Source organism: Xanthomonas hortorum (genome assembly GCF_040279205.1).
In the GTDB taxonomy this organism is placed as follows: Bacteria; Pseudomonadota; Gammaproteobacteria; order Xanthomonadales; family Xanthomonadaceae; genus Xanthomonas; species Xanthomonas hortorum_F.
Genome location: NZ_JBEOLS010000010.1, coordinates 1 through 24,945, shown reverse-complemented (window position 1 = coordinate 24,945; position 24,945 = coordinate 1). Strand labels below are relative to the sequence as shown.

At 64.7% G+C, this 24,945-nt stretch carries 20 protein-coding genes; 13 read left to right on the top strand and 7 right to left on the bottom strand.

Translation table 11 applies throughout. The features are described from left to right. Nucleotides 1-278: 278 nt before the first annotated feature. Nucleotides 279-1,928: an olefin beta-lactone synthetase gene (gene oleC / locus ABS769_RS06340; protein WP_317060832.1), complete on the top strand. Its 1,650-nt coding sequence runs from the start codon at nt 279-281 to the stop codon at nt 1,926-1,928. A 14-nt stretch (nt 1,929-1,942) separates the two neighbouring features. Then, nucleotides 1,943-3,496, top strand: coding sequence for a winged helix-turn-helix domain-containing protein (locus ABS769_RS06335; protein ID WP_317060831.1), 1,554 nt, complete (start codon nt 1,943-1,945; stop codon nt 3,494-3,496). Nucleotides 3,497-4,224: 728 nt separating this feature from the next. On the opposite strand, the gene ABS769_RS06330 is transcribed toward ABS769_RS06335, so the two are convergent. Then, entirely contained in the window at nt 4,225-5,460 is a 1,236-nt protein-coding gene (locus ABS769_RS06330) for a serine hydrolase domain-containing protein (RefSeq protein ID WP_317060830.1), read from the bottom strand. A 198-nt stretch (nt 5,461-5,658) separates the two neighbouring features. Here ABS769_RS06330 and oleD point away from each other — a divergent pair, with 198 nt between their 5' ends. Both oleD and ABS769_RS06320 read left to right on the top strand, forming a co-directional pair. Further along, a complete protein-coding gene (gene oleD, locus ABS769_RS06325) occupies nt 5,659-6,669 on the top strand; it encodes a 2-alkyl-3-oxoalkanoate reductase (protein ID WP_317060829.1) in 1,011 nt (336 codons plus the stop codon). A 64-nt stretch (nt 6,670-6,733) separates the two neighbouring features. Next, nucleotides 6,734-6,892, top strand: a complete 159-nt coding sequence (locus ABS769_RS06320; RefSeq protein WP_003468167.1) for a DUF1328 domain-containing protein — start codon at nt 6,734-6,736, stop codon at nt 6,890-6,892. Between the two features lie 118 nt (nt 6,893-7,010). Here the strand turns inward: ABS769_RS06320 and ABS769_RS06315 are convergent, their stop codons facing one another. Together ABS769_RS06315 and ddlA are read right to left on the bottom strand one after the other, a co-directional pair. Next, nucleotides 7,011-7,136: a hypothetical protein gene (locus ABS769_RS06315; RefSeq protein ID WP_255086373.1), complete on the bottom strand. Its 126-nt coding sequence runs from the start codon at nt 7,134-7,136 to the stop codon at nt 7,011-7,013. After that, a complete protein-coding gene (gene ddlA / locus ABS769_RS06310) occupies nt 7,136-8,239 on the bottom strand; it encodes a D-alanine--D-alanine ligase (RefSeq protein ID WP_317060828.1) in 1,104 nt (367 codons plus the stop codon). Before ddlA ends, ABS769_RS06315 begins: the two co-directional genes overlap by 1 nt. A 194-nt stretch (nt 8,240-8,433) precedes the next feature. Here ddlA and ABS769_RS06305 point away from each other — a divergent pair, with 194 nt between their 5' ends. The 3 genes from ABS769_RS06305 to ABS769_RS06295 are packed head-to-tail and all read left to right on the top strand — an operon-like array spanning nt 8,434 to nt 11,614. After that, nucleotides 8,434-9,078 carry a ubiquinone biosynthesis accessory factor UbiJ gene (locus tag ABS769_RS06305; protein ID WP_317060827.1) on the top strand — a complete coding sequence of 215 codons (645 nt, stop codon included), beginning with the start codon at nt 8,434-8,436 and terminating at the stop codon, nt 9,076-9,078. Beyond that, complete coding sequence (gene ubiB, locus ABS769_RS06300; protein ID WP_104549556.1) at nt 9,075-10,748, top strand: ubiquinone biosynthesis regulatory protein kinase UbiB; 1,674 nt, start codon at nt 9,075-9,077, stop codon at nt 10,746-10,748. Before ABS769_RS06305 ends, ubiB begins: the two co-directional genes overlap by 4 nt. Before the next feature lie 35 nt (nt 10,749-10,783). Continuing rightward, complete coding sequence (locus ABS769_RS06295) at nt 10,784-11,614, top strand: pseudouridine synthase (protein ID WP_430544141.1); 831 nt, start codon at nt 10,784-10,786, stop codon at nt 11,612-11,614. Between the two features lie 404 nt (nt 11,615-12,018). Here ABS769_RS06295 and ABS769_RS06290 read toward each other — a convergent pair whose 3' ends face one another. Next, entirely contained in the window at nt 12,019-12,600 is a 582-nt protein-coding gene (locus tag ABS769_RS06290) for a DUF2059 domain-containing protein (RefSeq protein ID WP_317060825.1), read from the bottom strand. A 55-nt stretch (nt 12,601-12,655) separates the two neighbouring features. Here ABS769_RS06290 and arfB point away from each other — a divergent pair, with 55 nt between their 5' ends. The 4 genes from arfB (at nt 12,656) to dcp (ending at nt 17,111) form a co-directional block, all read left to right on the top strand. Further along, nucleotides 12,656-13,087, top strand: a complete 432-nt coding sequence (arfB, locus tag ABS769_RS06285; RefSeq protein ID WP_268213729.1) for an alternative ribosome rescue aminoacyl-tRNA hydrolase ArfB — start codon at nt 12,656-12,658, stop codon at nt 13,085-13,087. A 2-nt stretch (nt 13,088-13,089) separates the two neighbouring features. After that, nucleotides 13,090-13,719: a lysophosphatidylcholine acyltransferase gene (locus tag ABS769_RS06280; protein ID WP_317060824.1), complete on the top strand. Its 630-nt coding sequence runs from the start codon at nt 13,090-13,092 to the stop codon at nt 13,717-13,719. Nucleotides 13,720-13,817: 98 nt separating this feature from the next. After that, entirely contained in the window at nt 13,818-14,834 is a 1,017-nt protein-coding gene (locus tag ABS769_RS06275; protein WP_317060823.1) for an isoaspartyl peptidase/L-asparaginase family protein, read from the top strand. A gap of 108 nt (nt 14,835-14,942) precedes the next feature. Beyond that, the gene (gene dcp / locus ABS769_RS06270) at nt 14,943-17,111 is read left to right on the top strand and encodes a peptidyl-dipeptidase Dcp (protein ID WP_317060822.1); all 2,169 of its coding nucleotides are present in this window, start codon (nt 14,943-14,945) and stop codon (nt 17,109-17,111) included. A 124-nt stretch (nt 17,112-17,235) separates the two neighbouring features. On the opposite strand, the gene xopN is transcribed toward dcp, so the two are convergent. Next, a complete protein-coding gene (gene xopN, locus ABS769_RS06265; protein WP_317060821.1) occupies nt 17,236-19,395 on the bottom strand; it encodes a type III secretion system effector XopN in 2,160 nt (719 codons plus the stop codon). A 413-nt stretch (nt 19,396-19,808) separates the two neighbouring features. Next, nucleotides 19,809-20,864 carry an MBL fold metallo-hydrolase gene (locus ABS769_RS06260; RefSeq protein ID WP_317060820.1) on the bottom strand — a complete coding sequence of 352 codons (1,056 nt, stop codon included), beginning with the start codon at nt 20,862-20,864 and terminating at the stop codon, nt 19,809-19,811. Nucleotides 20,865-21,109: 245 nt separating this feature from the next. Between ABS769_RS06260 and ABS769_RS06255 the strand changes: the two genes are divergently transcribed. Further along, complete coding sequence (locus ABS769_RS06255; protein ID WP_317060819.1) at nt 21,110-21,742, top strand: TetR/AcrR family transcriptional regulator; 633 nt, start codon at nt 21,110-21,112, stop codon at nt 21,740-21,742. A 229-nt stretch (nt 21,743-21,971) separates the two neighbouring features. Here ABS769_RS06255 and ABS769_RS06250 read toward each other — a convergent pair whose 3' ends face one another. Next, on the bottom strand, nt 21,972-22,928 hold the full coding sequence (locus ABS769_RS06250) for a LysR family transcriptional regulator (protein WP_317060818.1): 957 nt from the start codon (nt 22,926-22,928) through the stop codon (nt 21,972-21,974). A gap of 117 nt (nt 22,929-23,045) precedes the next feature. On the opposite strand from ABS769_RS06250, the gene aceB reads away from it, so the two are divergent. After that, nucleotides 23,046-24,662: a malate synthase A gene (gene aceB, locus ABS769_RS06245; RefSeq protein WP_317060817.1), complete on the top strand. Its 1,617-nt coding sequence runs from the start codon at nt 23,046-23,048 to the stop codon at nt 24,660-24,662. Nucleotides 24,663-24,945: the final 283 nt, after the last annotated feature.

Genomic DNA, 24,945 nt, shown 5'->3' with positions numbered 1-24,945 from the left:
GCGCGGCATTTTGACTGAACCACGCCACGATACAAGTGGCACGGACGCGCGCCTGTTAGCGGTTCATCCGCGTAAGTTGGGCAAGCGCATGTACACGATGGGGCGAGTCGCATATTGGGCAGGAAATTTAGTGCGAACTGCGCCGCATCGCTATGGCCGCATGGCGCGTCAGCAGGGGAACTCGGGATAGGCGATGCCGGCGCGCTCCATCGGGCGTATGACGTTTTGAAATGACACAGGCGGGGCGGCACCGTCGGCACATGGGTGATAATGCGGCAATGACGACTCTTCTCTGCAATATCGCTGCCACCCTGCCGGAACTCGCGCGCGAGCGCCCCGAGCAGATCGCCATCCGCTGCCCGGGCCGTCGCGCCGCCAACGGATTTGCTGCCTACGATGTGACCTTGAGCTATGCCGAGCTGGACGCGCGCAGCGATGCGATCGCCGCCGGGCTGGCACTGCATGGCATCGGACGTGGCGCGCGCGCGGTGGTGATGGTGCGGCCTTCGCCGGAATTCTTTTTGTTGATGTTTGCGTTGTTTAAGGCCGGTGCGGTGCCGGTACTGGTGGATCCGGGTATCGACAAGCGCGCGCTCAAGCAATGCCTGGACGAAGCGCAGCCGCAGGCGTTTATCGGCATTCCGCTGGCGCAGCTGGCACGTCGTTTGTTGCGTTGGGCGCGCTCTGCCAAGCAGATCGTCACCGTCGGTGGCCGCTACGGCTGGGGCGGGGTGACGCTGGCGCGTGTGGAGCGCGATGGTGCCAGCGCCGGCAGTCAATTGGCCGACACTGCGCCGGACGATGTGGCGGCTATTCTTTTCACCAGCGGCTCCACCGGCGTGCCGAAGGGTGTGGTGTATCGGCACCGGCATTTCGTCGGGCAGATCGAGTTGCTGCGTAATGCCTTCGACATGCAGCCCGGTGGTGTGGATCTGCCGACGTTCCCGCCGTTTGCGTTGTTCGATCCGGCGTTGGGGCTGACCTCGGTGATTCCGGACATGGATCCGACCCGCCCGGCCACCGCCGATCCGCGCAAATTGCACGATGCGATCAACCGCTTCGGTGTGACGCAGTTGTTCGGCTCGCCGGCATTGATGCGTGTGTTGGCGGACTATGGCCAGCCACTGCCCAACGTGCGCCTGGCCACCTCGGCCGGTGCGCCGGTGCCGCCGGATGTGGTGGCCAAGATCCGCGCGCTGCTACCGGCAGATGCGCAATTCTGGACGCCGTACGGTGCCACCGAATGTCTGCCGGTGGCAGCGATCGAAGGCCGCACCCTGGATGCCACCCGCGCAGCCACCGAGGCAGGCGCCGGCACCTGCGTGGGCCACGTGGTCGCGCCCAATGAAGTGCGCATCATCGCCATCGACGATGCGGCCATTCCCGAGTGGAGCGGCGTGCGCGTGCTGGCGGTTGGCGAGGTCGGCGAGATCACCGTTGCCGGTCCCACCACCACCGATACCTACTTCAACCGCGACGCGGCCACGCGGATCGCCAAGATCCGTGAGCGCAGCAGTGATGGCAGCGAGCGCATCGTGCATCGCATGGGCGATGTGGGCTATTTCGATGCCGAAGGGCGCTTGTGGTTCTGCGGGCGCAAGACCCATCGCGTGGAAACTGCAACGGGCCCGCTCTACACCGAGCAGGTGGAGCCGGTCTTTAACGTGCATCCGCAGGTGCGGCGCACCGCGTTGGTTGGTGTGGGCGCAGCCGGACAACAGCAACCGGTGCTGTGCGTGGAATTGCAGCCGGGTGTGTCGGCATCGGCGTTTGCGCAAGTGGAAACCGCATTGCGTGCGCTGGGCGCTGCGCACCCGCACACTGCAGGAGTCGCGCGGTTTCTGCGCCATTCCGGGTTTCCGGTGGATATCCGCCACAACGCCAAGATCGGTCGCGAGAAGCTGGCGATCTGGGCGGCGCAGCAGTAGCGCTGGGCCCAACGATGCGCGCGCGTTATCGTCTGGATGACCTGCGCATCGATGTGGCGCGTCAGCGCGTGGAGCGCGGCGGTGTCGCGCTCGAGGTTGGCGGGCTGAGTTTCCGCCTGCTGCACTATTTGCTGCAGCAGGGGCAGCGGGTAGTCGATTTCGACGAGTTGATCCAGAACGTGTGGGCACCAGCGCTGGTCAACGAAGAAACCGTCACCCAGCGTGTGCGCCTGTTGCGGCAGGCCTTGGGCGACGACTCGCGGCAACCGCGTTACCTGCGCTCGGTACGCGGGCAGGGTTATCAGCTGTGCGTGCCGGTGCAGTTGGACGAAGCACCGCCTGCGTGTGCGGTGCCGCGCCGTGGTGCCTGGATCGTTGCGGCAGGTGCGCTGCTGCTCTGCGTTGGCGTTGGCGCGACCTGGTGGCTGCAAACGCGTGATGCGCCATCAGCGCAAGCCGCATTGTTGCAGCGTGCCGATTACTACGCCGGCATCGGCCAGCGCGACGACAACGAACGCGCCATCGGCTTGTATCGTCAACGCCTGCAGGAAGCGCCGGACGACCGACAGGCGCAACTCGGCCTCAGCCGCGCCTACAGTGCGCGCGTGTGCCAGTACGATGGGGATGCAGCGTTTGCGCTGCAGGCCTTGCGACTGGCCGATGCTGTTGTGGTCGTGCAACCGGGCCTTGCGGCAGCGCACGCCGCGCGTGGTTATGCGCTGGATTGCCAGGGTCGCAATGGCGATGCCTTGGCCGCCTACGAACAGGCGTTGCAGCTGGATCCCGGTGCCGACGCGGTGCGCGGCTCGGCTGCCTATCTGTACGAGCGCCAGGGAAAATTGGTGCAGGCGCTGTCGGCCAATCTGGCGGTGCGCGACCCGACGCGCGTGCGATTTTTGCCGATCCAGATCGCCAGCAATCTTAGTGTGCTCGGCTATGCGAGTGCGGCCGAGGCGCGTTACCGAAAGAATTTTCAGCTGTACCCGGACGATCCGTTCTCCAATCTGGCCTGGCCTACGTTCCTGTTCGAACATGGCCGCGCGGCCGAAGCGCAGACGGCGTTGAACGAGGCGCAGAGCCGCGGTACCGAGTACGCAGGGCTGTCGTTGCTACAGGCCGAGCTTGCGTGGCTGCATGGTGACAAGGCGCTTGCGCGTGTAGCGGCGCTTCGTGCGGTGCAGCTTCGACCACAAGGCAGCTTCGCGCAGACGGTGGCGTGGACGCTGCAGGCGCAGCCGCTACCGGAAGTCGCAACACTGCATGCGCGCGCGCAGGAATTACTGGTCAGCGTGGAGGGCGGCGGCGACCCGTTCGATGCAGTGGATGCGGCCATGCTGCTGCTCTGCGCGGATGCGCCGGAAGCTGCAATACGCGCCCTGCTGAGTGCCGAAGCTGCCGGCTACCGTAACGCCGGTTATCTGCGTCAGTCGCCGCTGCTGCAGCCGCTGCGCACCGTGCCGGAATTTGCCGGGTTGCTGGCACGCATCGATGCCGATCTTGCTGCCCAGCGTGGGAAACTGCGTGCTCGCAATCTGCTGCCTGCAGACGCGATGTCCGAGCGGGGCTAAGACACTGCAATGATGCGGTTGGGCCCGCTGCGCGCTCAAATCGCAGTGCATGTGCTGCATGTGCTGCATGCCGCATAGAGCAACTGCGCTCGCTACTCATGGCGTAGTCGTGCAGTAAGCCACCTCGGAAAATTGCTACACACACTGCTAGCCGGGCGCGGCCGGCTTTGTGTTTTCCCATCAGCACACGACCATGTTGGCAGGTGCGATGTCCTCACCGCTTGCGGGACCGTGTGGCGGCATGGATGCCGCCACCGAGCCCCCAGGGACGGGTTCACGGCGTGTCCTGCAAGCGGTGAGGGCATCGCGCCCTCGACCAGCTCGGCTTTGAACATCCAAACGATGCTGAAGCTCAAGATCTGGTTCGCCTTGGGAGTTGATTGAACTTACGAATGCGTCAGGTGCAGAGCGCATGATCTGCGGCTTGGTTGCAGGGCCCTTGCCCGCCCACCATCGCGGGACACGCTGCAAGTACGTCCTTGTAAGCTCTTACGCGGCATCCATGCCGCGTAAGGTCCCGCGACGGTGGGCGGGCAAGGACCAGTGGAGATGGTCGGTATGCGTGGTTGCAAGCAGTGTATGCAGTGCATGCCGTCTGATGAGGGGCGGTGATCAGTTGCGTTCGATCCGAGCAATGTCACTGCCACTCCCTGCATCACTCCACTCGTCAACGCAGGCGAGTGTGGCCAATGCGCTGCCGCCATCGAGACAGCGTCAGAGATGTTCTGTCAGCGCGCCTGGTTGCTCTCAGGCAGCGCCATGAGCACATAGTCGGTCAGCAACCGATGCGATTGCTGGTGCATCTGCCGGGTGTTGTAGGCACTGCGCGTGAGCACCACCACCAACCGCTCTGCAGGCACGACGAACACATAGTTGCCGCCATTGCCGGACATCGCCCAGGTGTCGCGTTGCACGCCGTGCACCGGAAACAGGAAGTGCCAGAGTTGGTAGCCATAATCGGCGTCCTCGCGTGCCTGCGCATGCACGCTGGTCATCGCGCGTATCCAGTTGGCGGCAATCACCTGGCGGCCCTGCCAGCGCCCTTGCGCAAGCAGCAACTGGCCGAGCTTGGCCAGGTCGCGACTGCGATAACGCGTGCCGCCACCCCCCATGCCCACGCCCTCGGACGACACATTCCACTGCGCGTGATTGATCCCGAGCGGCTTTTCGAGGGCTTGTGCGGAGAACGCCTGCAGCCGCTGTCCGCTGGCTTTTTCCAGTACCGCACCGAGTAGGAAGGAGCCTGCGGTGCAATACGAGAACGCGCGGCCATGCGGGCTTTGCGCAGGCCGGCGCATCCATGGCGCGTAGCCACGGATCGGCAGATCCAGCGCGAACTGCGTCCAGTCGGCGCTCACGTACATGCGTTCTTCGTTGCCGGCGGAGAAGGCGTTGTCGTCCTTGCATTCCAGCTGCGAGCTCATCGTGAGCAGGTCTTCGATGGTGATGTCGCGCTTGCGCGGATCGGGATGCTGCCATTGGCGATCGCCGAAGTAGTCGTAGACCTTGGCTTGCGCGTTGGGGATCAACTTGCGCTCGATCGCCGCACCGACCAGCAGCCCGGTGACGCTCTTGGTCAACGAGCGGGTGTCGTGCAAGGTCTGGTGATCGGCATCGCCCAAGTAGTGTTCGTAGACCAGCACGCCATCGCGCACGATCAGCACGCTGGTGGTGGATGGCGCCAGATCGCCCGCCAGTGCCTGTTCCATCTGTGCAAGCACGGGCAGGTTCCAGCCGCCAGCGGCAGTGCTGGCGACTGGCCAGCCGTCATCCAGCGCGGGTGGCGTGGTGGTCGCTGCAGGCACAGCCGGTGACGTGGCAGTCGGTCGACTGTCGGCGGTTGGAGTGGCAGCTCCTGGAGTAGCAGCTCTTGGAGAGGCGGCTTTTGCAGAGGCACCAGGCGGCGCGGCATGCAGCGGAGAGACAACCAACAGGGCGGACAACAGCAGCGACAGGCGGGTCATGGTGACTCCAGCGATCCAGGGTCCGGCCATGACGCCAGCAGCGCGAATGAACTGCCTGATGTCTCGATGAAGATTTATGAAGCTCTTTGCGATCAATGGTTTGCGAAAGCCGCAGGCGGTTGCCTGTGCGCGTCGCATCGCGATAACGGTCCGGTCCGGCTATTGTGTGCGCCCTGCAGGAACAATGGATGTGGCGCAATGAAGGTGCTGGTGACCGGTGGTGGTGGCTTTCTCGGCCAGGCGTTGTGCCGCGGCCTGCGCGCGCGCGGGCATGAGGTAGTGAGTTTCCAGCGCGGCGATTACCCGATTCTGCAGACCTTGGGTGTGGGCCAGATCCGTGGCGACCTGGCCGACCCGCAAGCGGTGCGGCACGCCTTCGTCGGTATCGATGCGGTCTTCCACAACGCGGCCAAGGCCGGTGCATGGGGCAGCTACGACAGCTATCACCAGGCCAATGTGGTCGGTACGCAGAACGTGATCGACGCGTGTCGTACCAATGGCGTGCCGCGCCTGATCTACACCTCCACACCCAGCGTCACCCATCGCGCCACCAATCCGGTGGAAGGTCTGGGCGCCGACGAAGTGCCTTACGGCGAAGACCTGCGTGCAGCGTATGCGGCCACCAAGGCGATCGCCGAGCGTGCGGTGCTGGCGGCCAACGATGCGCAGCTGGCGACGGTGGCCTTGCGTCCGCGTCTGATCTGGGGGCCGGGCGACAATCACCTGCTGCCGCGCCTGGCAGCGCGTGCGCGTGCCGGTCGCCTGCGCATGGTCGGCGACGGCAGCAACCTGGTTGACAGCACCTACATCGACAACGCCGCACAAGCGCACTTCGATGCGTTCGAGCACCTCGCGCACGGGGCTGCCTGCGCAGGCAAGGCGTACTTCATTTCCAATGGCGAACCGTTGCCGATGCGCGAGTTGCTCAATCGCTTGCTGGCCGCGGTGGATGCACCGGCAGTGACGCGTTCGCTGTCGTTCAAGACCGCCTACAGAATCGGTGCGGTGTGCGAGACCCTGTGGCCACTGTTGCGTCTGCCAGGCGAAGTGCCGTTGACGCGTTTTCTGGTGGAGCAGCTGTGCACGCCGCATTGGTACAGCATGGAACCGGCGCGTCGCGACTTTGGTTATATACCTAGTATCAGCATCGAAGAAGGCCTACAGCGGCTGCGATCCTCATCTTCCAACGACATCGCCATCACCCGGTAAAGACCGCCATATCTTCAGGATACGTCTGCGCCGATTCGGCACGACAACTTCTGGAATCCTTGCCATGCTGCATTACGCCATCATTTTCTTCGTCATCGCCATCATCGCCGCTGTGCTGGGCTTCAGTGGTATCGCCGGTGCGGCGACCAACATCGCCTGGATCCTGTTCGTGGTGTTCCTGATCCTGGCAGTGATCTCGATGTTCCGTCGCGGCAAGGTTTAACCACTTAGCTGCGATACGTCACGGCAGCGGCGCTGCCGATTGATGCTCAGATGGCCCGCTTCCGCAAGGAGGTGGGCCATCTGCGTTATGAGGGCTCTACAGCTGTGTTGTGGCTGTTTTAAAGCAGTTTTTCGAGATATTGCACGTGCCTGCTGAACGACAATTCGGTGGCATGCGCATTGTTGAGTGCAAGCAGTGCCGGATGATCGTGCAACTGCACCTCGCGCACCTGCGATGGACTCATCAGCGCGGTTCCACCGCACTACGCAGCAGTTGATCGTCAGCGTGCCGCTGCAACGCCAGCTCGATCAACTGCGTGATCAAACTCCGATAGTCCAGCCCGCTTGCCTGCCATAGCTTGGGATACATGCTGATCCGGGTGAAACCCGGCAGCGTGTTGACCTCGTTGATCACGATGCGGCCATCTGCGCAGAGAAACACGTCCACACGCGCCATGCCGGCGCAGTCCAGCGCCTGGTAAGCCTGCACGGCAATCTGCTGGATGCGCTGCTGCGTCTGCGCATCGATGTTGGCCGGAATCACGATCTCGGCGCCGTGTTCGCTGATGTACTTGGTCTGGTAAGAGTAAAACGCATCGTGCACCACTACTTCGCCGCATACGCTGGCCTGCGGCGTGGCATTGCCCAGTACGGCGCATTCGATCTCGCGCCCGGTCACCGCTGCTTCCACCAGCACCTTGTGGTCATACGCCAGCGCCAACGCGAGTGCGGCGGCAAACTCCTCCGCAGTGCGCACCTGGCTGACGCCGACCGATGAGCCTTGATTGGCCGGTTTGACGAACAACGGCAAACCGAACTGCGCAACCAACGCATGCACGTCGGCGTGTGCGGCGGTGTGGCGGTTGAAGCACACGAACGGCGCCACCTCCAGCCCGGCATCGCGCAGCACGCGTTTGGCCATGTCTTTGTCCATCGCCACTGCCGAGCCGAGCACGCCGGAGCCGACGAAGGGCAGATTGGCCATGCGCAACAACCCTTGCAGCGAGCCGTCTTCGCCCAGCGTGCCGTGCACGATCGGAAACACTACATCGATCTGCGCCAGCGCCTGCTCCGGCTGGGTCGGACGCAATTGCTGCTGGTGCGCACCCGGCAGCAGCGCCACGCCGCGACCGCTGCGATGCAAGGCGATGCGCGCCGGGTCGTCGGCATTGAGCAGGAAGCTGTCGGGGTCGTTGACGTGCCACTGGCCTTGCTTGTCGATGCCGATCAGCACCGGCTCGAAGCGCTGCGGATCGAGCGCATCCAGAATATTTCTCGCCGATTGCAGCGAGACCTCGTGCTCGGCCGATTTGCCGCCGAAGATCAGACCGACCCGGATCTTGCGCATCGCCTGCTCCTGCCACCTGTTCAATGAGGTCGCCAGCATGCCCGCGGCCGGCGCGCTGAAGGAAGCCCTCCACGACCGACGCAAGCGGCCTTGCCACCAAGGCGACCTGTCATGACCGCCGCGTCCGCCTCCGGCGTGCACTCGCCAGCTCACCATCAAGCAGTTGCGACATGCGGGGACGGTAGAATGGGCCCATGCCCGGATCACTGCTCAACTCACTCAAGCCGCTCGCCGGCCAGGCCCTGCAAGCCGCGCTCAATCGCGCGCTGGCGCTGGACCCGGATACCCGCGACGCCCTGTTGCCGCTGGAAGGCCAGCGCATCGCGCTGACCCTGGACGCGCCTGCCTTGGCCTTGCAGATCCGCGTGCACGAGCGCCGGCTGCTGGTCGGCCCGGTGGACCAAACGCAGGAGCCAGACCTCGCCGTGCGCAGCACCTTGGCCGGCCTGCTCGGCCAGCTGCCGTTTCTGGCCAATGCGCGCCGTAGCGGCGCCCCGGCGGGCCGGCTCAAGGTCTCCGGCGATGCCGAGCTGGCGCGCCAGCTGCAGCAACTGGCAGGGCGGTTCGATCCGGATTGGCAACTGCCGTTCGTGGCGGTGTTCGGCGACATCCTGGGCGTGCAGATCGCCGGCGCGGTGCGTGCAGCGCTGCAACAGGCGCGGCGCAGTGCAGTGGATCTGGCGCATAGCGCGGCCGAATTCGTGACCGAAGAATCGCGCGACGTGGTACCGCGCGCCGAACTCGAAGCCTTCCACGACGATGTCGACGAACTGCGCGACGACGTCGAACGTCTGGCCGCACGCGTCACCCGCCTGCGTGCTGCCGGAGGTGCGGCATGAAGGCGCTGCTGCGTGCAAGCCGCATCGGCCGGGTGATCCTGCGCTATCGGCTGGACGTCTTGCTGCAAGGCACGCCGGCCGAGCGCTGGCTGCGCCTGGCCAAGCCATTCGTGCCGCGTGCCAGCGCCGAAATCGCCGCGCAATCGCGCGGTGCGCGGCTGCGGCTGGCGTTGCAGGAACTGGGGCCGATCTTCGTCAAGTTCGGGCAGATCCTGTCGACCCGGCGCGACCTGATTCCGGCCGATGTGGCCGATGAACTGACCCTGCTGCAGGACCGCGTCAAGCCCTTCGACGGCGAAGCGGCGCGGCTGATCGTCGAGCGCGCGCTGGGCCTGCCGGTGAGCGTGGCGTTTGCCGCGTTCGACACCGTGCCGCTGGCCTCGGCTTCGATCGCGCAGGTGCATGCGGCCACGTTGCCGCCGGATGCCAACGGCGTGCGCCGCGAAGTGGTGGTCAAGGTGCTGCGCCCGGACATCGAGCGCCAGATCGATGCCGATATTGCGTTGCTGCATTCGTTGGCCACCCTGGTCGAGCGCACCCACCCGCGCGCGGACAAGATCCGCCCGCGCGAAGTGGTGGCCGAGATCGAAGCCACCTTGTCGGCCGAACTGGATCTGCAACGCGAAGGCGCCAACGCCAGCGTGCTGCGCCGCTTCTGGGAAGGCTCGGACGATTTGTACGTGCCCGAGGTGATCTGGTCGCACACCGCCGAGCGGGCGCTCACGCTGGAGCGCGTGTACGGCATTCCCTCCGACGACATCGCCAAGCTCGATGCGGCCGGTATCGATCGCAAGGCGCTGGCGGCCAAGGGCGTGCGCGTGTTCTACACGCAGGTGTTCCGCGACAATTTCTTTCATGCCGATGCGCACGCAGGCAACATCTGGGTCGACAGTGATCCCGAGCGCCGGCTCAATCCGCGCTTCATCGCGCTGGATTTCGGCATCATGGGCCAGCTCTCGCAGGAAGATCAGTACTACCTAGCCGAGAACTTCATGGCGATCTTCCACAAGGATTATCGCCGCATGGCCGAATTGCACGTGGAGGCGGGCTGGATGCCGGACAACGTGCGCATCGACGAACTGGAAGCGGCCGCGCGCTCGGTGTGCGAGCCGTACTTCACCCGGCCGTTGTCGGAGATTTCGCTGGCCGAAGTGCTGATCAAATTGTTCCGCGTCGCGCAGCGTTACGAATTGACGCTGCAGCCGCAGCTGATCCTGTTGCAGAAGACCTTGCTCAACATCGAAGGCGTCGGCCGCCAGCTCGATCCCAAGCTGGATATCTGGGCAGTGGCGCGGCCGGTGCTCGAACGCATCCTGCGCGAGCGTTATAGCCCACGCCGGGTGCTGGGCGAATTGCGCAAGCGGTTGCCGGAAATCATGACGCATGCGCCGGACATGCCGCGCCTGGTGCACAGCTGGTTGAAGCAGCAGGTGGAAGGCCGCCATCAGCTCGATATCCGCTCGGCCGAGTTGCGCGCGCTGGATGTGAGCCTGCGCAAGTTGCAGACGCGCGTGGTCACTGCCATCACCGGCAGCGGCCTGCTGGTGGTCGCCGCCGTGCTGTATGGCCTGCACCCGAACGGCTGGTATCTGGGCACTGTGCCGGTGTGGAGCTGGGTCAGTGGCACAGCCGGCTCGGTGGCCTTGCTGATCGCCTGGCTGCGTCGCTGACACATTGCGATAGGTGGCCCGCTGCATGCGGCTGCATTTCGGCAGTGCAGCGGGGCACCAGCGCGGCCTTCGCGTCGTGGCGCGGCAACGCAGTGGCATGCGCTGTCAGCGATGCGGATAATCCGCCGGTGAGCACATCCCCCAAGCATCTGCAGATTCTCTACCAGGACGATGTCCTGGCCGTCGTCAATAAACCCGCGGGCCTGATGGTCCACGACAGCAAGCTGGCGCGCGGTGAGGACGACTTTCTGGCCGACCGCCTGCGCGAGCAGCTGGGCCGGCCGATCTTTCTGGTGCACCGGCTCGATCGCGCCACCAGCGGTTGCTTGCTGCTTGCGTTCGATCGCGAGAGCGCCAGTGCGCTGGGCAAGGCCTTGATGGCCGGCGAATTGGAGAAGGACTATCTGACGGTGTGCCGCGGCTGGCCGGCCGAGCAGCGCTTCATCGTCGATCACGATCTGGACGGTGGCCCCGGCAAGCCGGTCAAGAAGCCGGCGGTGACCCATTTCCAGCGGCTGGCCACCGGCGAGCTGGAGATTCCCTCCACCGGCTTCGCCACCTCGCGCTATGCGCTGCTGCGCTGCCAGCCGCAGACCGGGCGTTTCCGGCAGATCCGCCGGCACATGAAGCACCTGTCGCATCACATGATCGGCGACACCAGCCATGGCGATGGCCGGCATAACCGGAGTTTTCGCATGCTGGGGATCCACCGTATGTTGCTGCACGCCGAGCGCTTGGGGTTTCCGCATCCGGCCGATGGGCGGCGTCTCAGCGTGGTGGCGCCGTTGGATCTGGAGTTTGCGAAAGCGTGTGCATTGTTCGGGTGGGACGTGGCGGGGTTGCAAGGCACGACACACGTGCAGTGATGCGGCGTGGTCATGGATGTGTCAGTGCATCAACGTCGATCTGTCAGTGCACCAACGTCGAGCGGCAACGTTTTCAGGCAGCCGTACCCTCACCCCAACCCCTCGCCCGGCGGGAGAGGGGCGACTGCTGTCCTTCTCCCATCGGGAGAAGGTGCCCGTAGGGGCGGATGAGGGTGCGAGCGAAGCCTGGTGGAGTTTGGATGCACGCGCGGCTTCGCCTCTTACCCTCATCACCCCAACTCCCTCTCCTGTCGGAGAGGGGCTGGAGCAGGCTTCTCCCACTGGAGGAAAGCTGGGGCACCGCCGGAATCGTCAACGCAATCGACCTAGCATCCGCATCCGTTGCAGGAACCACGCTGTTACGAATCCCCAATCCCGATTCCCGATTCCCCAATCCCAGCCCTTCAGGGCTTCTGCGCCGCCGCCGGCTCATTGACGATCTTCTCCAGATCCTTCTGCAGATCGGCAAACAGCGGCAGCATCTTCTGCTGGATCGCGCCCATCAGGTTCTGGGTCAGTGCCGGGGTCTTGTCGAGCAGGCTCTGGCCAGCCGAGCTCTCGTAGAACTCGGCCATGGCCAGCACGTCCTCGCGCGAGAACGAGCGCTTGTAGATGTCCACATACATCGGGCGCAGCTCCGACCACGACAGCGCCTTGCGTACGGTCTGGTGGGTGCGGTCCTGGATGCGCTGCAACTGCGCCTGTTGGGCGGCGTCGAGTTGGCGCTGCGCGGTGAGCTGGGCGAATTGCTGCTGCTGCATCGCTTCGATCTGCGGCAGCATCGTGTCCAGCATGGTCTGCGCGCGCGAGGCGGCCAGCAGGCGGTTGATGTCGGCATCGCTGGGCGCCTGCGCAAACGCGGCGGGCGTGGCCAGCGCCAGCGCGGCCAGCACGATCAGACGGCGCGCGAAGGCGCGGACGGTGGCAACGGAACGAGGTGGTGTCATCGGAGCATCCTGCACAGTCGGGGGAACCGGCCGCAGCATACGGGAAGCCGGCGTTCGCGCGCGCGTCCATGCCGGTGCCGATACAATCGGCCCGATGGCCAGCGACCCGATCCAGATCACCCCCAGCCTGACGATCCCGCCCAGCGAGATCGTCGAACGCTTCGTGCGCGCCAGCGGCGCGGGCGGGCAGAACGTCAACAAGGTCTCCACTGCGGTGGAGCTGCGTTTCGACGTGGCCGGATCGCCCTCGCTGCCCGAACCCCTGCGCGCACGGCTGCTGTCGCGGCGCGACCGCCGCATGACCGCCGAGGGCGTGCTGGTGATCGACGCGCAGCGCTTCCGCACCCAGGACCGCAACCGCGAGGATGCGCGCGAGCGGCTGGTCGAGATCATCAGTGCCTGCCTGTCGGTGCCCAAGCGCCGGGTCGCCACCAAACCGAGTCATGGTGCCAAGCTGCGGCGGCTGGATGCCAAGCGTGAGCGCAGCCATATCAAGCGTGGACGCTCTGCGTCCCACTGGGAGTAAGCGTGAGTCACACCGACCCGTCGTTGCCACCGGTAACACAGGCCAACATCCTGCTGCAGCCCTCTCCCCCCAGAATGCCACGCGCCCATGGCCGCTTCGGCCGCTGGCTGGGGCGCACGGCACTGCGCCTGACCGGCTGGCGCCTGCTCGGGCGGCTGCCCGACGAACCCAAGCTGGTGATGATCGTCGCCCCGCATTCGTCCAACTGGGACGGCTTCCTGGGCTTTGCGGCCAAGTTCGCGCTGGGCTTCGACGTGCGCGTGCTGGGCAAGGCGCAGCTGTTCTGGTGGCCGCTGGGTCCGCTGCTGCGCAAGCTCGGCGCCATCCCGCTGGACCGCAGCTCGCCGCAGGGCACCATCGGCCAGGCGGTGCGGCTGATCCGCAATTCCGAACAGATGTGGTACGTGATTACCCCCGAGGGTACCCGCAAGCGGGTGGAGCACTGGAAGGCCGGCTTCTGGAAGATTGCCTCCGATTCCAAGGTGCCGATCCTGCCGGTGTATTTCGACTACCCCAGCAAGACCGTGGGCATCGGTGAGCCATTCTGGACCGGTACCGACATGGCCTCCGATATCGCCGCCATCCGCACCTGGTACCGGCCGTGGCGCGGCAAGCATCGCGATACGTTGTGAGAATGCGGCCGCGCGCTTGAAAGGTTTTGTCGCTGCCGGTCGCCTGCATTCATGACCGGCGCCGCCGGGCACCTCGCTGCCTCCACCGAGGAAACATCATGATGGGCTTGTCCGCACGCGCACTGTGTTTGTCGCTCTCGCTCCTGCTTGCTGCTGGCCCGGTGCTGGCGGCCACGCCGATGCTGGTGATCCACGGCGGCGCCGGGGTGGAAAAATCCAGCCTTTCCAGCGAGGAACAGGCGCAGGCGCGCGAGGCGATGCAACGCGCGCTGCGCGCCGGGCATGCGGTGCTGCAAGGTGGCGGCACCGCGGTGGATGCGGTGGCGGCCACCATCACCGTGCTGGAGGATGCGCCGCAGTTCAACGCCGGGCGCGGTGCGGTGTTCACCCATGACGGCAAGAACGAACTGGATGCCGCAATCATGGACGGCGCCACCGGCAAGGCCGGCGCGATTGCCGGCGTGCACACGGTCAAGAACCCGATCCAGCTGGCACGCAGCGTCATGGATCATTCCAAGCACGTGATGCTGGCCGGCGACGGCGCCGAACAGTTCGCGCGCGAGCAGGGCGTGACTCTGGTCGACCCGAGCTATTTCCGCACCGACAAGCGCTGGCAGCAGCTGCAGAAAGCGCGCAAGGCCGAAGCCGGCGACCGTCAGGCGCAGGCCGAACTGGACCTGGAAACCGCCAAGCATTTCGGCACCGTGGGCGCGCTGGCGCTGGATCGCGCGGGACACCTGGCCGCCGGCACCTCCACCGGCGGCATGACCAACAAGCGCTATGGCCGCGTCGGCGATGCGCCGATCATCGGCGCCGGCACCTATGCCAACAGCCAGTGTGCGGTGTCCGGCACCGGCTGGGGCGAGTTCTACATCCGCGCGGTGGCCGCCTACGACATCTGTGCACGCATGAAATACGCCGGGCAGTCGTTGCAACAGGCCGCCGACACGGTGATCGACCAGGAGATTCCCAAGGCCGGCGGCGACGGCGGTGCCATCGCGCTGGATGCGCAGGGCAACGCCGCATTCCCGTTCAATACCGAAGGCATGTACCGCGGCTGGATCGGCGCCGACGGCAGCCCGCACGTGGCGATCTTCAAGGACGAGACGCTGTAGCGCGCGCATCCTCAACCGCACCCATCTTCCCAATCCAACGGCACATGCCGACGCTGCGCAAACCCGCTAGCGTGACTGGCTGCGCTACCCACTCAGGAATCACACGCCATGTCGCGTACCGTCGTTCTGGCCGCTGCCATCACCCTGGCACTGGCTGCTTGTTCTGGAAACGATTCGTCCGGTAAGGAGTCCACCACCGTGCCCGAAAAGACCGCCACCACCCCGGCCGCGGATGCTGCGCCGAACCCGCTGCTGACCGCCAGCACGCTGCCGTTCCAGGCGCCGCCGTTCGACAAGATCAAGGACGCCGATTACCTGCCGGCCTTCGAAGAAGGCATGCGCCTGCACCTGGCCGACATCCGCAAAATCGCCGACAACCCCGAGCCGCCCAGCTTCGACAACACCATCGAGGCGATGGAGCGCAGCGGCGAAACGCTCACGCGCGTGTCGCGCATTTTCTTCGGACTGGTGCAGGCCGATACCAGCGACGCACGCCAGAAGATCCAGGAAGAGATCGCGCCCAAGCTGGCTGCGCATCAGGACGAGATCAATCTCGATCCCAAGCTCTTTGCACGCGTTAAAACCCTCTACGACCAGCGCGACACGCTGAACCTGGAGCCGGAGCAGAAGCGCCTGGTCGAGCGCGATTACGAAGAACTCGTGCGCGCCGGTGCGCAGCTGTCGGAGGCCGACAAGGCCAGCCTGCGCAAGCTCAATATCGAAGAGACCACGCTCTCCACCCAGTTTCACACCCGTCTGGTGGCCGCCTCGGCCGCCGCTGCGGTGGTGGTGGACGACAAGGCCAAACTCGATGGCCTGAGCGAAGGCGATATCGCCGCCGCCGCCGATGCCGCCAAGGCGCGCAAGCTCGATGGCAAGTACCTGCTCACCTTGCAGAACACCACCCAGCAACCGGTGCTGGCCTCGCTGAAGGACCGCCAGCTGCGCGCCGAGGTACTCAAGGCTTCGGAGACGCGCGCGGAAAAGGGCGATGCCAACGACACCCGCCAGACCATCCAGCGCCTGGCGCAGCTGCGCGCACAGAAGGCCAAGCTGCTCGGCTTCGACAACTACGCCGCCTACAGCCTGGGCGACCAGATGGCCAAGAGCCCGGACGCCGCGCTCAAGCTGCTGACCGACACCGTGCCGGCGGCCACCGCCAAGGCGCGCCGCGAAGTGGCCGAAATGCAGAAGGTGATCGATGCACAGAAGGGTGGTTTCAAACTCGCCGCCTCCGATTGGGACGTCTACGCCGAGCAGGTGCGCAAGGCCAAGTACGACCTGGACGAGGCGCAGATCAAGCCGTACTTCGAGCTGGACAACGTGCTGCAGAACGGCGTCTTCTACGCGGCCACGCAGTTGTACGGCATCACCTTCAAGCAGCGCACCGACATCCCGACCTATCACGCGGACATGAAGGTGTATGAAGTGTTCGACGCGGACGGCACCTCGATGGCGCTGTTCTACACCGACTACTTCAAGCGCGACAGCAAGTCCGGCGGCGCCTGGATGGACGTGTTCGTCGAGCAGGATGGTCTCACCGGTGCCAAGCCGGTGGTCTACAACGTCTGCAACTTCACCAAGCCGGCCGCCGGCCAGCCGGCGCTGCTGAGCTTCGACGACGTCACCACGCTGTTCCATGAGTTCGGCCACGCGCTGCACGGCATGTTCTCCAAGGTGAAGTACCCCTCGATCGCCGGCACCAGCACCTCGCGCGACTTTGTCGAGTTCCCCTCGCAGTTCAACGAGCACTGGGCGTCCGATCCCAAGGTCTTCGCCAACTACGCCAAGCACTACCAGACCGGGGCGGCGATGCCGGCCGAGCTGGTGGAGAAGATCAAGAAGGCCAAGACCTTCAACAGCGGCTACGCCACCACCGAGTACCTGTCGGCCGCGTTGCTCGATCTGGCCTGGCACACCCAGCCTGCCGACGCGCCGCTGCAGGACGTGAGCAAGTTCGAAGCCGACGCGTTGAAGCGCTTCAAGGTCGACCTGGCCGAGGTGCCGCCACGTTATCGCAGCAGCTATTTCGACCACATCTGGGGCGGCGGTTATTCGGCCGGTTACTACGCCTACTTCTGGTCGGAAGTGCTCGACGACGACGCATTCGAATGGTTCAAGGAAAACGGCGGCCTGGATCGCAAGAACGGCGATATCTTCCGCGCCAAGATCCTTTCGCGCGGCAACACGGTGGACCTTGCCACGCTGTACCGCGATTTCCGCGGCAAGGATCCCAGCGTCAAGGCGCTGCTGGAAAACCGCGGGTTGACCGAGTAAGTGATGCGCGTGGGTCGTTGACGTATGCGCGTGTAGTGCATGCGGTTAGCAATCGAAACGGGATGGCCGCAAGGCCATCCCGTTTTTGTTGCGTCGCTTTTGATGCGCCGCGGTCGGCGCCGCATCATGCCGGTTGCGGCGCCTGATCGTCCCCGATCTGCACGATCACTTCGTGCGACTGCGATGTGGACGCTGCTCCCGGACGCAGCCGCTCCACTGCCTGCGGCAGGGTCAGCGACGGCGCGGCCTGCGCTGCGGAGGACGTGGCACCGGGCGGTTGGGTGAGTGCCTTGGCCTGGTCCAACAGCTGTTCCACATCGTTGCCTTGCAGTAGCGCGTTGATCGCTCGGCTCGCCTTGGTCGCCCGACGCTGGGACAGCGCTTCGTTGGCCCCCCCCATCACGCCACGTAAGACTTGCTGCTTCAATCCGATGTCGGTATCACCCTCGCGGCGATTGTTCTTGACGGTGATGGCGGTGTGCTGATTCAGCGCGCCGACCGTAGCCATGGTTCCGGACAGGGCAGAGATCGCCAGGGTCTGTGCGGCCGGCACGTTGCGCGTTCCACCCTGCGCCGCAGAGCTGGCCTTGCCGATCACCGAGGATGCCGCGCTGCCCAGCACGCCGAGATGGAACATCTGGCCAATGCGTTGGGCGGTCTGTGCGGAGAACTCGCGCGAGGTGTACTTCTTGGCGATATCGTTGATCAGTTGCTCCGACACCACCGACTTCTTGGCGCCGAGCAGCACCGCTGCAGCGACACCGTCTGGATCGAGTTCGTCCAACTTGCCTTCGCGCAAGGCTTGCAGATCCTGGCTCAGCCGTTTCAGTGCCTTCGCCGGGCCGGCGCCGTGGCCCGCTTCCAGATCCAGGTTGTCGGCGTCCGCCGTCCCCTGCGGCGAGGGCGACGCGGCTAGTTCCGCGTTGAGCGCTTTTTCCATCGACACCAGTCCGTTGATGACGCGTTTCACCAGAGCCTGCGTGGGCGACTGGATCAGTTTGCGCAGTTTGATCTGATCGATCTCCTCTGCCGCAACCGGCTCGCCACGTGCAAGTTTCAATTTACCTGTGTCGGTCAATACATCGGCGTACAGCAGATTGAGCTTGTTGTTGTAGTCCTGTTTTGCCTGTTCGTCGAAGCCGGCGGCCACATGCTGCGCAGCTGTCATCAACAGGGCACCGACGGTCTGCGCGGTCGGCGACAGCGCCCGCATTGCGCCGGTTTTGCTCAGCAGGCCCAGCGTGCCCGCCAATGGCGAACGCAGGATGCGCGGGACGGCCTGCCAGCGATTGCCCATCCATTGCCGGTCGTGCGCGCCCTGGGTCATGACAAAGTTGTGCTGCGCCTGATGCAGGCGCGCTTCGGCTTGCAGCAAGTGGTCAGCGGCCTCGGTAAGCTGTTCAGCTGACGTCGCCGTTGGTCGCTGGTCTGCGGCGTGCTTGAGTTCTCGGAACCTGTCGCAGCACCCACTGAATTCTTCGATGTGGCGTTCCAGCGCCTTCGCGAGGTCCGGTAGCCAATGCTTATCGTTGATCTGATTCTTGTCCGGCACGATGACATGACCGCCATGCTCGCGGATGGATTCGCATAGACTGACCACCGCCGACTGCTGGACCGCATTCATCGGTGCGGCGATGGCCGCTGTTGCAAAGCCGAACCCTGCGCCTGCCCATGGCTGACGGGTTGCGTAGTTGATCCACGGCGAAACGATGAACTGCATCGCATTGTTTAGAAAACTACCGGTGGGATTGGGCATGCCGGACAACAGCGCGGTGCGTCGCAAGTCGGAAACCTCGACTTCGCTCAATCCCTGCGCTTTGTACCAAGCCATCGCATCCGTTTCGTTTATGCGGTTCAACAAATCTGTGTGTGTCGCTGCGCGTTCCTGCACGCCGGTGGTGTCCGGCAGTTTCATCGGCCTGACCTTGTTGATCAATTCGGCGGCCAGTTGCGGCTCGACGGCACGGTGGTTGTCGGCAGCCAGTTTCTCTTTGAGTCGCACCAGCGACGCTCCGCCAGGATGCGACGGCATTACAGGCTGCGAAATCTGCAGACCAACCGGGTCTAGGTGGCTAGCCGTATGAGATGCGTGCGCAGTGGCGTCTGCGGTGTCCTTGCCGCGCTTGCTCGGGCGGCCGGATAGCTTGGTCAATGGGCCACCGGGCTGGGCATCCAAATGGCTGGTCGAGGCACCCGGGGACGTTTCTTTTTCGATCTCATGGATGTGCGCACTCGACGCTGACCCAGTGCGACTGGGCGGATGGGCGGATGCAGCAGGTTTCATCAGATTTCTCCTGGCGCTTGATGCAGTGGCGGCATCGATCAATGGCCGGTGCCGAGGAATGCGATCTCCGCGCAGCCCGGAGCTGGGCGCATTGTCGACGGGCGTCGTGGTTGCCATTGCTCGAAAAGAGCATCGAGTTCAAGCACGCGACGAAACCGTTGCCGAGATGAAATATCCAAACTGCGGATCGCATTGCTCGGGGATTGAACCACTCTACAGGGGGCATCTTTGCCGGATAGCAGAACCGACGTCGCTGCGCCCGAATCCCCCGGTGGTGTGGGCGCCGAGGTCGGGTGCGCCACTTGCTAGTGCAGGGTTGGTGAAGCGTCACGCGGCGACGGGTGCCGCGCGCATCCGCGTGCGAGGTGTGCCATCAAAACGTCATGGCAACGCGTCGGCATGCCTCAGGCCAGTTACCGCGTCACCACCAACCCATCCGCAGCCGTCGCGCCGGCATCCTGCCGCCACCAACGCACGCGATTGGCCGGCGCCTTCAGATCCACCCGCTCGCCCATGCATGGCGTCACCAGCGCAACGCCAGCGCTATCGGCCAACGCCACGATCCGGTCCAGCGGCTCCTGCCACGCGTGCATGGCCAGATCGAAGGTGCCGTTGTGGATCGGCAGCAGCGTCTGCCCGCCCACGTCCAGATACGCCTGCAGACTCTGCTCCGGTTGCATGTGCACATGCGGCCACTGCTGGTCGTAGGCGCCGTTTTCGATCAGCGCCACGTCGAACGGGCCGAGCTGCTCGCCGATGGTCTTGAAATGCGGGCCATAGCCGCCGTCGCCGCTGAAGAACACGCGCAGGTCCCGGTCCTGGATCGCCCAGGAACACCACAGCGACCGCCCGCTATCGAACAGCCCGCGCCCGGAAAAATGCTGCGATGGAGTAGCAGTGAGTTGCACGCCACCGACGGTGATGGAGTCCCACCAATCCAGCTGACGCACCTTGGCCGGGTCCACGCCCCAGCGCACCAGCAGATCGCCCACACCCAGCGGTGCGACGAACACGCCCACGCGGTCGGCCAGCACGCGGATGGAGGCGCGGTCGAGATGGTCGTAATGGTTGTGCGACAGGATCACCCCGGCCAGCGGCGGCACATCGTCCAGCGCGATCGGCGGCGCGTGGAAACGCTTGGGCCCGGCGAACGGCACCGGCGAGGCGCGCTTGGAGAACACCGGGTCGGTCAGCCACCACCCGCCGGCCAGCTTCATCAGCACGGTGGAATGGCCCAGGCGATACAAACTGCGATCGGGCGCGGCAAGCAACTGCGCGCGCGTCAGCGGCTGCACCGGCAGCGGCGCGGACGGCACCGTGGTGCTGGGCTTGGCGAAGAAGACTCTCCACAGCAGGCCGATCTGCTCGCGTAGGCTCAGCGTGACAGTCGGCAGCGGCAGCACATTGCGAAACCGGCCACCGCGGAACTGCGGCGAGGCGGCATAGGGGGAAGGGCGAGGAGAAGCCATAGGAGAGTCCGACCGAGACGTGGGAATAGCGATAAGGAATACGAGCGACCCAAACAGGACTGCGCGACCGCCAGATGGGCTGTGCTCGGCGCTGAGGATCTGCAGAGACCGTTCGTACGCTGCGGTTCCTACGCGCCGGCTGCGCCCGCGTGACACTAGCGTGTCGCGCTGCTGACTGCCGAGATTACACTACACAGTGTAGTTTTATTTCTGTGAAAGTAAACTGCTGGGTGTAAAATCGGCAAATGTCGACTGCCTCTTCTCCTCCAGCCGTGCCGCAGCGGCTGACCGACCGCAAGCGTCACGCCATCGTGGAAGCGGCCATTGCCGAGTTCCGCCAGCACGGTTTCGAGGCCACCAGCATGGACCGCGTGGCGGCCACCGCCGGGGTGTCCAAGCGCACCGTCTACAACCATTTCCCCAGCAAGGACGCGCTGTTCGGCGAGATCCTGCGTGGGCTGTGGCAACGCAGCGCCGATGCGGTGAATCTGGTCTACCGGCCCGACCAGCCATTGCGCGCGCAGTTGATAACGTTGCTGCAGCAGAAGCTGCGCCTGCTCGACGACCCGGCGTTTATCGATCTGTCGCGTGTGGCCCTCGCCGAGGGCATCCACTCGCCGGCGAGGGCCCGCGAACTGATATCGCAGCTGGGCAGCAAGGAAGAAGGCACCACCACCTGGCTGCGCGCCGCACTGGCCGACGGCCGTCTGGCCGGCGTGGAGGCGGACTTCGCCTCACAGCAGCTGCAGGCACTGATCAAAGGCTTCGCGTTCTGGCCGCAGCTCACCATGGGCCAGCCGCCGTTGTCGCCGGAGCAACAGACCCAGGTTGCCGAATCGGCCGTGGCGATGTTTTTGGGGTTGTACGGGCGCGAATGAGTGCACGCATGCATGCTGCGGCATCTGCCTGGACCTGCCTGCCATCTGCCGTCTTTTCGCGTGGCATGTTCGCTGCAGGAATCAACGCAATTCTGCATTCCCGTGCCGTTACCGCAACAGGCTGCACGAACCGTTGTCGATATTGCATGTGGCTATCGCATGCACAGTGGTTGTCAGACCAGGCATTGTTGCGATGCAAGCAGATCAGCACGCAGCAGGCCGCAGAAACTCACCGCTCCGAATCGCCACTTTCGTCATACCCGCGCGGCGTGAACAGATCCGGTTGGATCAACTCGATAAACGCGCGCGCCTGCGGCGAGAGATATTTGCCCTTGCGCACCACAACACCGTAGCTGCGGGTGGGGAAATAATCCTTGAGCGAGCGCGTGGCGAGTTTGTCGCGGTCGGCATCGGTGACGCAGATTGCGGTGACGATGGAAATGCCCATGCCCATCGCCACGTATTGCTTGATCACCTCCCAACCGCCCACTTCCAAGGCCACGGTGTAGGGCACGCGTGCCTGCTGGAAGACCAGATCGACCAGCCGATAGGTCACCTGCCGGCGCGGCGGCAGGATCAGCGGATACGGCGACAGATCCTGCAACGTGACGGTGGGCTTGCTGGCCAGCGGGTGATCGGGCGGAGTGATCAACAGTTGTTCGAAGCGATACACCGGCGCGTAGTTGAGGTCGGCCGGCACGTCCAGCATCGAGCCGACTGCCAGGTCCACCGCATCTTCGCGCAACAGGTCGGTGCCGTCGGCGCTGATGGCGTTGTGCAGGGTCAGCCGCACGTCCGGATGGCGCGCGCGAAAGTTCGCCACGATGCGCGGCAGCAGATACAGGATGGTGGAACTGTTGGCGGCGATATTGAGCTCGCCCGCATCCAGCCCGCGCACCTTCTCGCGAAAGCTCGCCTCCAGGCCGTCCAGGCTTTCCACCAGCGGCAGTGCCATGTCGTAGAGCAGCTGGCCCTCGCGGCTGGGTGTCATCCGTCGCCCGGAGCGCTCGAACAAGGCCACGCCCAGGTCGCGTTCCAGCGCCTGCAATTGCAGCGTCACCGCCGGCTGGCTGACATAAAGCGCCTCAGCCGCCCGTGAGACCGAGCCTAATCTAACCGTCTGGCAGAACGCACGCAGCGGCTTGAGTCGGTCGGATTTGTAGGAAAATCGAGGGGTTGGCGCCATTTGAGTGTGTACGACAGTCCACTATAAGCTCAGCTTATTTACAGCATTGATAAAACTGCTTTGTCAAATAGTTGCTGGCGGCGCACGGTGCAGGTCCGGATGCAAAGGACTTACGCCATGTCTGCCACCGCTTTCGCTCCACGCTCCACCGAACGCGCCACTCCCGGTCTGTCGCTGACCATGCAGGTGGCCGGCCAGGCGGAACTGCTGCCGGCCGCTGCGCTGGCACTGTTGGTATCGCTGCACCGGGCGATCGAACCCGGTCGCCAGCAGCGCCTCGCCCAGCGGCGGGTGCGCCAGGCCGAGTTCGACGCCGGCCAGTTGCCGGACTTCCGCCCCGACACCCGCGCCATCCGCGCCGGCGACTGGCGCGTGGCCGCGCTGCCGGCGGCGCTGCAGGACCGCCGCGTCGAGATCACTGGCCCCACCGATCCGAAGATGGTCATCAACGCGCTGAATTCCGGCGCCAAGGTGTTCATGGCCGACTTCGAAGATTCCACCGCGCCGACCTGGCGCAACCTGCTGGCCGGCCAGCGCACGCTAGCCGCTGCGGTGCGCGGCGATCTCAGCTTCGATGCGCCCAACGGCAAGCACTACGCGCTGCGCCCGGAAGCCGAGCGTGCGGTGTTGATCGTGCGCCCGCGCGGCTGGCATCTGGACGAGAAGCACGTGCTCATCGATGGCCAGCCGCTGGCCGGCGGCTTGTTCGATGCTGCGGTGTTCGCCTTCCATAACGGCCGTGCGCTGCTGGCCAAGGACCGCGGCCCGTATCTGTATCTGCCCAAGCTGCAGAGCATGGAAGAAGCAGCGCTGTGGGAGACCGCGCTGGCGCATATCGAAGCGATGCTCGGCCTGCCGCATGGGCAGATCAAGGTGACCGTGCTGATCGAAACGCTGCCGGCGGTGTTCGAGATGGACGAGATCCTGCACGCGCTGCGCGATCGCATTGTCGGGCTGAACTGCGGGCGCTGGGATTACATCTTTTCGTATCTGAAAACCTTCCGCGGGCATCGCGACCGCGTACTGCCTGAGCGTGGTCAGGTCACCATGACCCAGCCGTTTTTGAAGGCGTATTCGGAACTGTTGATCAAGACCTGCCATCGCCGTGGCGCGCATGCGATGGGCGGCATGGCCGCGCAGATTCCGATCAATCACGACGAAGCCGCCAACGAGCAGGCGATGGCCCGCGTGCGCGCCGACAAGCTGCGCGAAGTCACCGCAGGCCACGATGGCACCTGGGTAGCGCATCCGGCCTTGATTCCGGTGGCGATGAAATTGTTCGACGAGCACATGCCCACCGCGCATCAACATCACGTCTTGCGCAACGATGTGCAGGTGACGCGCGACATGTTGATCGCCCCCTCGCCGGGCAACGTCACTCGCGCAGGGTTCGAAGGCAATGTGGAAGTGTGCGTGCGCTACCTGGCCGCCTGGCTGGACGGCAATGGCTGCGTGCCGATCCACAACCTGATGGAAGACGCCGCCACTGCAGAAATCAGCCGCGCGCAGCTATGGCAGTGGCTGCATCACGGCCAGCATCTGGACGACGGCACTGCCATCGATCAGCAGTTATTGCAGACCGCGTTGCGTGCGCTGCCGGCACGCCTGGGCGCGACCAACGCACTGCCTGGCGCTGCGCGCATCGACGACGCCATTGCCTTACTGGAAACACTCAGCCGCGCCGATGAACTGGCCGACTTCCTCACCGTGCCGGCGTACCGATTGATCGATTGATCGAGCAGGTGCGGCGACACGCCACAACACGCGCGTTGTCGCCGTAACCCTTCAACGCAACGCATCACGACAACGCAGCACATCGCCCGATTGCGCCGACGCGCGCAACGACGGCTTTGCCATGCCTTGAGCACACCTCAACGCTCCATTCCTTCCTAGGGCCTGTTAACACTAATGGCCCGAGCGATTAAACTATCGTGCATGGAGATCACGCCAGCACAATTTTCTCTGATCGAACACTGCCTGCCGGCGCAGCGCGGCAATGTCAGCATGACCAACCTGC

Bases quoted from the DNA above. Each gene is read 5' to 3' on its own strand.
- oleC (WP_317060832.1), top strand. From the start codon at position 279: ATGACGACTCTTCTCTGCAATATCGCTGCCACCCTGCCGGAACTCGCG.
- ABS769_RS06335 (WP_317060831.1), top strand. From the start codon at position 1,943: ATGCGCGCGCGTTATCGTCTGGATGACCTGCGCATCGATGTGGCGCGT.
- ABS769_RS06330 (WP_317060830.1), bottom strand. From the start codon at position 5,460: ATGACCCGCCTGTCGCTGCTGTTGTCCGCCCTGTTGGTTGTCTCTCCG.
- oleD (WP_317060829.1), top strand. From the start codon at position 5,659: ATGAAGGTGCTGGTGACCGGTGGTGGTGGCTTTCTCGGCCAGGCGTTG.
- ABS769_RS06320 (WP_003468167.1), top strand. From the start codon at position 6,734: ATGCTGCATTACGCCATCATTTTCTTCGTCATCGCCATCATCGCCGCT.
- ABS769_RS06315 (WP_255086373.1), bottom strand. From the start codon at position 7,136: ATGAGTCCATCGCAGGTGCGCGAGGTGCAGTTGCACGATCATCCGGCA.
- ddlA (WP_317060828.1), bottom strand. From the start codon at position 8,239: ATGCGCAAGATCCGGGTCGGTCTGATCTTCGGCGGCAAATCGGCCGAG.
- ABS769_RS06305 (WP_317060827.1), top strand. From the start codon at position 8,434: ATGCCCGGATCACTGCTCAACTCACTCAAGCCGCTCGCCGGCCAGGCC.
- ubiB (WP_104549556.1), top strand. From the start codon at position 9,075: ATGAAGGCGCTGCTGCGTGCAAGCCGCATCGGCCGGGTGATCCTGCGC.
- ABS769_RS06290 (WP_317060825.1), bottom strand. From the start codon at position 12,600: ATGCTGCGGCCGGTTCCCCCGACTGTGCAGGATGCTCCGATGACACCA.
- arfB (WP_268213729.1), top strand. From the start codon at position 12,656: ATGGCCAGCGACCCGATCCAGATCACCCCCAGCCTGACGATCCCGCCC.
- ABS769_RS06275 (WP_317060823.1), top strand. From the start codon at position 13,818: ATGATGGGCTTGTCCGCACGCGCACTGTGTTTGTCGCTCTCGCTCCTG.
- dcp (WP_317060822.1), top strand. From the start codon at position 14,943: ATGTCGCGTACCGTCGTTCTGGCCGCTGCCATCACCCTGGCACTGGCT.
- xopN (WP_317060821.1), bottom strand. From the start codon at position 19,395: ATGAAACCTGCTGCATCCGCCCATCCGCCCAGTCGCACTGGGTCAGCG.
- ABS769_RS06260 (WP_317060820.1), bottom strand. From the start codon at position 20,864: ATGGCTTCTCCTCGCCCTTCCCCCTATGCCGCCTCGCCGCAGTTCCGC.
- ABS769_RS06255 (WP_317060819.1), top strand. From the start codon at position 21,110: ATGTCGACTGCCTCTTCTCCTCCAGCCGTGCCGCAGCGGCTGACCGAC.
- ABS769_RS06250 (WP_317060818.1), bottom strand. From the start codon at position 22,928: ATGGCGCCAACCCCTCGATTTTCCTACAAATCCGACCGACTCAAGCCG.
- aceB (WP_317060817.1), top strand. From the start codon at position 23,046: ATGTCTGCCACCGCTTTCGCTCCACGCTCCACCGAACGCGCCACTCCC.